The organism is Ramlibacter sp. (assembly GCF_036676645.1).
Classification (GTDB): domain Bacteria; phylum Pseudomonadota; class Gammaproteobacteria; order Burkholderiales; family Burkholderiaceae_C; genus Ramlibacter.
Window position 1 is genome coordinate 1 of sequence record NZ_JAKFCM010000069.1, and the last position, 6152, is coordinate 6152.

A 6152-nucleotide genomic window follows, 5' to 3' on the forward strand; every position below is an offset into this window, starting at 1 on the left:
CTGCTGGGCACCACGGCCTCCAACCTGAGCCTGGTCGAGGACGCCGTGCGGCGCATCGAACGCGCTGGCGGAACCGTCGCAACGCCGGCACAGTTGCGCGCCGGGCTCTTTTCCCCTTCCTGAGCGCCGCCCGCAAGGCGGCGCGAAGCCCCGGGACAGTGACCGCACTGTCCGAATTTTCCAACCGACCAAGAAGACATGAAATGAACAACTGGAACAAGCGCCTGCTCTGGATGCCGCTGCTGGCGCGAGAAGATGAAGCCGCTGTTCAACAAGTACACCAAGGAACTCGGTGAGGATCTGGTGAAGCTGACGTTTGCCGAGCTCGAGCGGGGGCGGGCGTCGAAGTAGACGATCGTGTGCCCGGGCCATTGCGTCCGTGCGCGCGGACGCAATGCCGATGCGACGGGCTGGGCCCGATGTACCGGCCTGACCAGGTCCGGTGGTCCGCGAGACAGGCCCGTGTCAGGGCATGAGCAGCAGGGGGCCGCTCGCGTCGCGCGACTCGAGCATCCGGTGGGCCTGGGCCGCCTCACGCAAGGGGATCTCACGAACGGCGCCGGCATGGACCCAGCCGGCCGCCAGGGCGTCGAACAGGGCGGCGCTCATGGCCTCGAGCTCGGCGCGCTCACTCACGTAGTGGAAGATCATCGGGCGTGACAGGGTGTTGGACTTGGCGCTCAGCCGCGAGACGGCCAGCGGATCGACGGGGCCCGAGGCCTGGCCGAAGTTGACCAGGTGCCCGCGCAGCGCGAGGCAGTCCAGCGAGCCGAGGAAGGTGTCCTTGCCGACCGCATCGTAGGCGACGTCCACGCCTCGGCCGCCGGTGATGTCCCGCACGCGGGCCACGAAATCCTCCTGCCGATAGAGGATGACGTGCTCGCACCCCGCCTCGCGCGCCGTTCGGGCCTTGGCTTCGCTGCCGGCGGTGCCGATGACCGTCGCTCCCAGCTGCCTGGCCCAGCGGCTCAGCATTTGCCCCACGCCGCCGGCCGCCGCATGCACGAGCACCACTTCGCCTGGCCGCACCGGGTGCACGCGGCGCACCAGCATCTCGACCGTCAGGCCCTTGAGGAAGACAGCCGCGGCGAGCCGATCATCGACCTGCTCGGGCAAGCGCACCGCCCGGTCGGCCGCAAGCAGGCGTTCCGAGGCATAGCCGCCGTAGCCTTGGGTGAGGTAGGCCACGCGATCGCCCGGAGCGAGCCCTCGAACGCCCTCGCCGATCGCCTCGACGACGCCCACCGCTTCGATGCCGGGGATGCCGGGCAGGCCCAGGGTCTGGTACAGGCCCGAGCGCACATAGACGTCGTGGAAGTTGACGCCGATCGCCGTCTGTCGAATCCGGATCTCGCCAGGGCCGGGACGGCCGACCTCCACTGTCTCGAGTTTGAGCACCTCGGGGCCGCCGGTTTTCCGGATCACGATTGCCTGCGCCATCAGAAAATCTCCGTCATGTTGGGGCCAGGGGGCGGCTCAGAGGCTCAGGCCGCGAAGCGCATCGACACGCAGCCGAGCCGGCCGTAGTCGGCCGTGACCGAATCGCCGGGCTCGATTTCCAGCGGCGTCATGCAGGTGCCGGTGGTGACGATCTGCCCTGCTTGCAACGTCAGGCCCAGCGCGGACAGCTCGTTGACCAGCCAGGTCAGGGCGACGCGCGGATCGCCGAGCACGGCGGCGCCCGTGCCCTCGCGCGACAAATGGCTGCCGCTCGCCCCGCTCACGCGTCCGTGGACGGGGTGCGCGCGCAGATCCACGTCGCGCCAGTCCGCGGGCGCGGCCGGGCCCAGGACAAAGCGGTGGGCGCAGGCGTTGTCGGCCAGCAACTGGGCCTCGCCGGCGTGGGCGAAGTCGGCGTAGCGCGAGTCCGGCACCTCGAGGGCGGGGTGCAGGGTGTAGACCGCATCGAGCACTTCCGCCATCCCATAGGGCGTGGCGCGCGGCGCCAGGTCGCGCCCGAAGCGAAAGGCGAATTCGGGCTCGGCCACGCGCATGCGGTTGCCGGCCGAGGGCACGGTGGCCCCGTCTGCGGCGACCTGGCCCGCCAGCAGCCGTCCGGCCAGCGGGCCGCTCACGCCGATGTGGGCCTGGCCGACCGTGCTGGTGGCGGCGATCTTCCAGCCCTCCACGCCGCGGCCGGAGACCAGGGGCAGTTGGGCCTGGATGGCATGGCCTTCGGCACGGTTCGCCGGCCGGCAGGCCTGCGGCAGGGCGTCGAGCACCTGGCCGGCCTGCCAGTGCGTCCAGATCAGTCGGGCGGCTTCTTGGGTCGCGGATTCGTTCATGGCGTAATGCTCAAGGGTCAAGGGTCAAGGGTCCGGGCGTCCCTGGCATGACGGGCGCAACTGGTATGATGATAGCATAATCTCCTGGCGTTAGGCCAGAAATTGGAGCTCGGGCGGCGGCATCCAAGGCGTCCAGCACCGTGGGACGGTGGAGTTTGGGCATGCCGATAGACCTGATATTGTTCGGAAATTGCGCTCCTGGACGGTTCTGTATGGTGTTGGGGGCTTGCATCTCGCTTGCTTTCAAAAAAAGCACTGGTATGATGACATCATGAATGATGATGAAATTTCAGTGGAGTCCAGCCGGGCGACAGAGGCCAAGGCGCCCATCCAGCGCCGCAAACTGTCCCATGAGGTGCTCGATCGCTTGCTCGTCCGCCTTCGTGCCGGAGAGTTTCCGGTCGGCGCCTACCTGCCCTCGGAGCGCGACCTGATGCAGATGTTCTCGGTCGGGCGACCTGCCGTGCGCGAGGCGCTGCAGGCGCTCGAACGCATGGGCTTCGTCGCCATCGTGCATGGCGAAGGCGCGCGCGTGCAGGCGCTGTCGGCCGACACCTTGATGGCCCAGATCTCGGACGCCGCCATGCACCTGCTGTCGAACTCCCAGCTCCTGCTGGAGCATCTGAAGGAGGCGCGCCTGAGCTTTGAGGTCTTGATGGTGCGCCAGGCGGCGGCGAAGGCGTCCCCGGAGGACATCGCCGTGCTGCGCAGCGCCATCGCCGAGCAGCGCGCGAGCATCGACGACCCGGTGCGCTTCCTGAAGGCCGACATGGCCTTTCACCGCGCAATTGCGGCGATCTCGCGCAACACCGTGTTCATGGCGGTCTCGCGCACAACGCTCGAATGGCTGGAGCATTTCCACAGGGATGCGGTCACCGACCCCGGTGCCGAGCGCGGCGTCATCGCCGAGCACGAACAGGTGCTCGAGCGCATCGCCGCGCACGACCCGGACGGCGCAGCGACGGCCATCACCAACCACCTCAACCGGGCCAACGATCGCTATCGCCTGAACGCCTGATCGCGCGCCTCCCCCTTCTGTTTCAGCCAGGAAACCCCCATGCGCTTTGACCCACGCCGCAACAGCCGCTCGCAACTCGAAGGACCCGACCGGGCCGCCGCCCGCGCGATGATGAAGGCCGCGGGCTTCAGCGACGAAGACCTCACGCGGCCCCTGATCGGTGTCGCGCATTGCTGGATCGGCACCATGCCCTGCAACGCCAACCACCGCAGCCTGGCCGCCCGTGTGATGGAAGGCGTGCGCGCCGCCGGCGGCACGCCGGTGGAGGTCAACACCGTGGCCATCAACGACGCGATCACCACCGGCAGCGAGGGCATGAAGACTTCGCTGGTCAGCCGCGAACTGATCGCCGATTCGGTCGAACTGGTCGCGCGCGGTCACATGTTCGACGGCCTCGTGACCCTGTCGGGCTGCGACAAGACCATCCCTGCCATGGCCATGGCGCTGGGCCGGCTCGACATCCCGGGGCTGACCCTCTATGGCGGATCGATCCAGGCGGGCCGCTGCGCCTCGACCCAGGGCATGTTCCACGGCCGCAAGCTGACCATCCAGGAGGTCTACGAGGCGGTGGGCGCCTACAACGCGGGCCGCATCACGCGCGACGAATTGCGCGACGTCGAGGACCACGCCTGCCCCGGCGCCGGCGCCTGCGGCGGCCAGTTCACGGCCAACACCATGGCCACGGCCTGCGCGATGCTCGGGCTGTCGCCGATGGGGTTCAACGACATTCCGGCCACTGACGGACGCAAGGAGGACGTGGCCGTGCAATGCGGCCGGCTCGTCATGGACCTGGTGCGCCAGGGCACGACGCCGAGGTCCCTGGTCACCCGCGCGAGTTTCGAGAATGCCATTGCCGGCGTGATGGCGACCGGGGGCTCCACCAATGCCGTGTTGCACCTGCTGGCGATCGCGCGCGAGTTCGGCGTCGATCTGGTGATCGACGACTTCGACCACATCTCGCGCAAGACGCCGGTGTTGGCCGACCTCAGGCCCTGGGGCACCTACACCGCGCCCGAGATGTTCGAGGCCGGGGGCATGGCCGTCGTGGGCAAGCGCCTGCGCGAAGCCGGCCTGTTGCACCTCGAGCAACGCACCGTCAGCGGCAGGACCCTGGGCGAGGAGATCGCGCGTGCCGTAGAGCCGGCGGCGCAGCAGGTGATCAAGCCGCTGGCGGCGGCGCTCAAGCCGCAGGGCGGGCTGGCCATCCTGCGCGGCAACCTGGCGCCGGGTGGCTGCGTGATCAAGGTCTCCGGACAAAAGCGCAAGCAGCACCGCGGTCCCGCACGCGTCTTCGAACGCGAGGAGGATGCGTTTCAGGCGGTCAAGCAGGGCGAGATCCGCCCCGGCGACGTGATCGTGATCCGCAACGAAGGCCCGCGTGGCGGCCCGGGCATGCGCGAGATGCAACTCGTGACGGGGGCTTTGCAAGGCGCCGGCCTGGGCGAGCAGGTCGCACTGATGACCGACGGCCGCTTCTCCGGGGCCTCCCATGGATTCGTGATCGGCCACATCGTCCCGGAGGCCGTTGATCGTGGCCCGATCGCCGCGTTGCGCGATGGCGACATCATAAGCATCGACGTCGAACAGCGGCGGCTGGACGTGGACCTCAGCGAGGAGGCCATGCGCCAGCGCCTCGCCCAATGGCAGCCACCACCGCCTCGCTACACCACGGGTGTGCTCGCGAAATTCGCCCGTTTGGTGACCGACGCCTCGCAAGGCGCCGTCACCAGTGACTTCGGCGCAGCGCGGTGACCGGATACCAGCGCGCCTGAACGACGGCCCCTGGCCAGGGGCCCGCGATGTGAGTTTTCATCACAGGCAAAGGAAATGTTGTCGTTTGCCAGAGCCGGCGCTCGCAAATAGGATTGGCCCAAGCTTCGCAGGTGCAAGGCGAAGATTGAAGTCATTAAATATCACACCCAAACGATCCGGAAAAATGCCGGCCGGGCAACCGGTCTGATCGGGCGGTGGTCCTACTTTGGGGATAGAGCAACATGAAGCAAGGCAAGGTGTGCATCGAGGTGGCGCTGAACGGCCCCTGGACCCGCAAGGCGCAGCCGGGCATACCGCTGGCGCCCGAGGAAATCGTGCGCGAGGCCGTGGCATGCGCGAAGGCCGGCGCCTGCATCATCCACTTTCACGCCTACAACCCCGCCACGGGCGAGCAGACCACCGAGCTCGATGTGGTGACCCGCATCATCGAGCAGATTCGCGCCCAGGTCGACGCCGTCGTCTACCCGGCGATCCGCTACCTCAGCAACGCCGAGGCGGTGCAGGACGATGCCGGTCAGCAACGCTATGCACACCTGGAATCCATGGCGGCGCGCGGGCTCGCCGAATGGTTGATCGTCGACCCCGGATCAGCCAACCTGGTCAGCTACCGCGACATCGCCGAGGGCCAGAAGGCGGTGGTCGACATCAACACGCCCGCGGCGATCCGCTTCGGACTGGAGCTGGCCGCCAGGCACAGGCTGCATCCGGGTTTCGCCATCTACGAGCCCGGCTATGTGCGCCTGGGTGCGGCGCTGGCCCGCGCCGTGGCGGGCACGCCCATGCCCATGTACCGCTTCATGTTCTCGCAGCAGTTCACCTTCGGCTACCGGCCCAGCGAGCAGGCCCTGCAGTCCTACCTGCAGCTGCTCTCGCAAGAGGCGCCAGGCGCGCCCTGGATGGTCGCCGGCCTGGGCGTGGACATCTGCCCGCTGATTGCGCCCGTGGTTCAGTGGGGGGGCCATGTGCGGGTGGGGCTGGAGGACGCGCTGCTGGGCACCACGGCCTCCAACCTGAGCCTGGTCGAGGACGCCGTGCGGCGCATCGAACGCGCTGGCGGAACCGTCGCAACGCCGGCA

At 68.4% G+C, this 6152-nt stretch carries 5 protein-coding genes; 3 read left to right on the forward strand and 2 right to left on the reverse strand.

Annotated features, from left to right (window positions below; genetic code table 11):
* Window positions 1-465: 465 nt before the first annotated feature.
* Both V6M57_RS10450 and V6M57_RS10455 read right to left on the reverse strand, forming a co-directional pair.
* Window positions 466-1440 (reverse strand): quinone oxidoreductase family protein, encoded by a 975-nt coding sequence (locus V6M57_RS10450; protein WP_332814929.1) that lies wholly within the window; start codon window positions 1438-1440, stop codon window positions 466-468.
* Between the two features lie 44 nt (window positions 1441-1484).
* The gene (locus V6M57_RS10455; protein ID WP_332814930.1) at window positions 1485-2285 is read right to left on the reverse strand and encodes a 2-keto-4-pentenoate hydratase; all 801 of its coding nucleotides are present in this window, start codon (window positions 2283-2285) and stop codon (window positions 1485-1487) included.
* Window positions 2286-2556: 271 nt separating this feature from the next.
* Between V6M57_RS10455 and nanR the strand changes: the two genes are divergently transcribed.
* From nanR to V6M57_RS10470, 3 genes are all read left to right on the forward strand, one after another.
* Window positions 2557-3303 carry a transcriptional regulator NanR gene (nanR, locus tag V6M57_RS10460; RefSeq protein WP_332814931.1) on the forward strand — a complete coding sequence of 249 codons (747 nt, stop codon included), beginning with the start codon at window positions 2557-2559 and terminating at the stop codon, window positions 3301-3303.
* 39 nt (window positions 3304-3342) lie between these two features.
* A complete protein-coding gene (gene ilvD / locus V6M57_RS10465; RefSeq protein WP_332814932.1) occupies window positions 3343-5055 on the forward strand; it encodes a dihydroxy-acid dehydratase in 1713 nt (570 codons plus the stop codon).
* Between the two features lie 242 nt (window positions 5056-5297).
* On the forward strand, window positions 5298-6152 hold an 855-nt coding region (locus V6M57_RS10470; RefSeq protein WP_332814933.1), incomplete at its 3' end, for a 3-keto-5-aminohexanoate cleavage protein.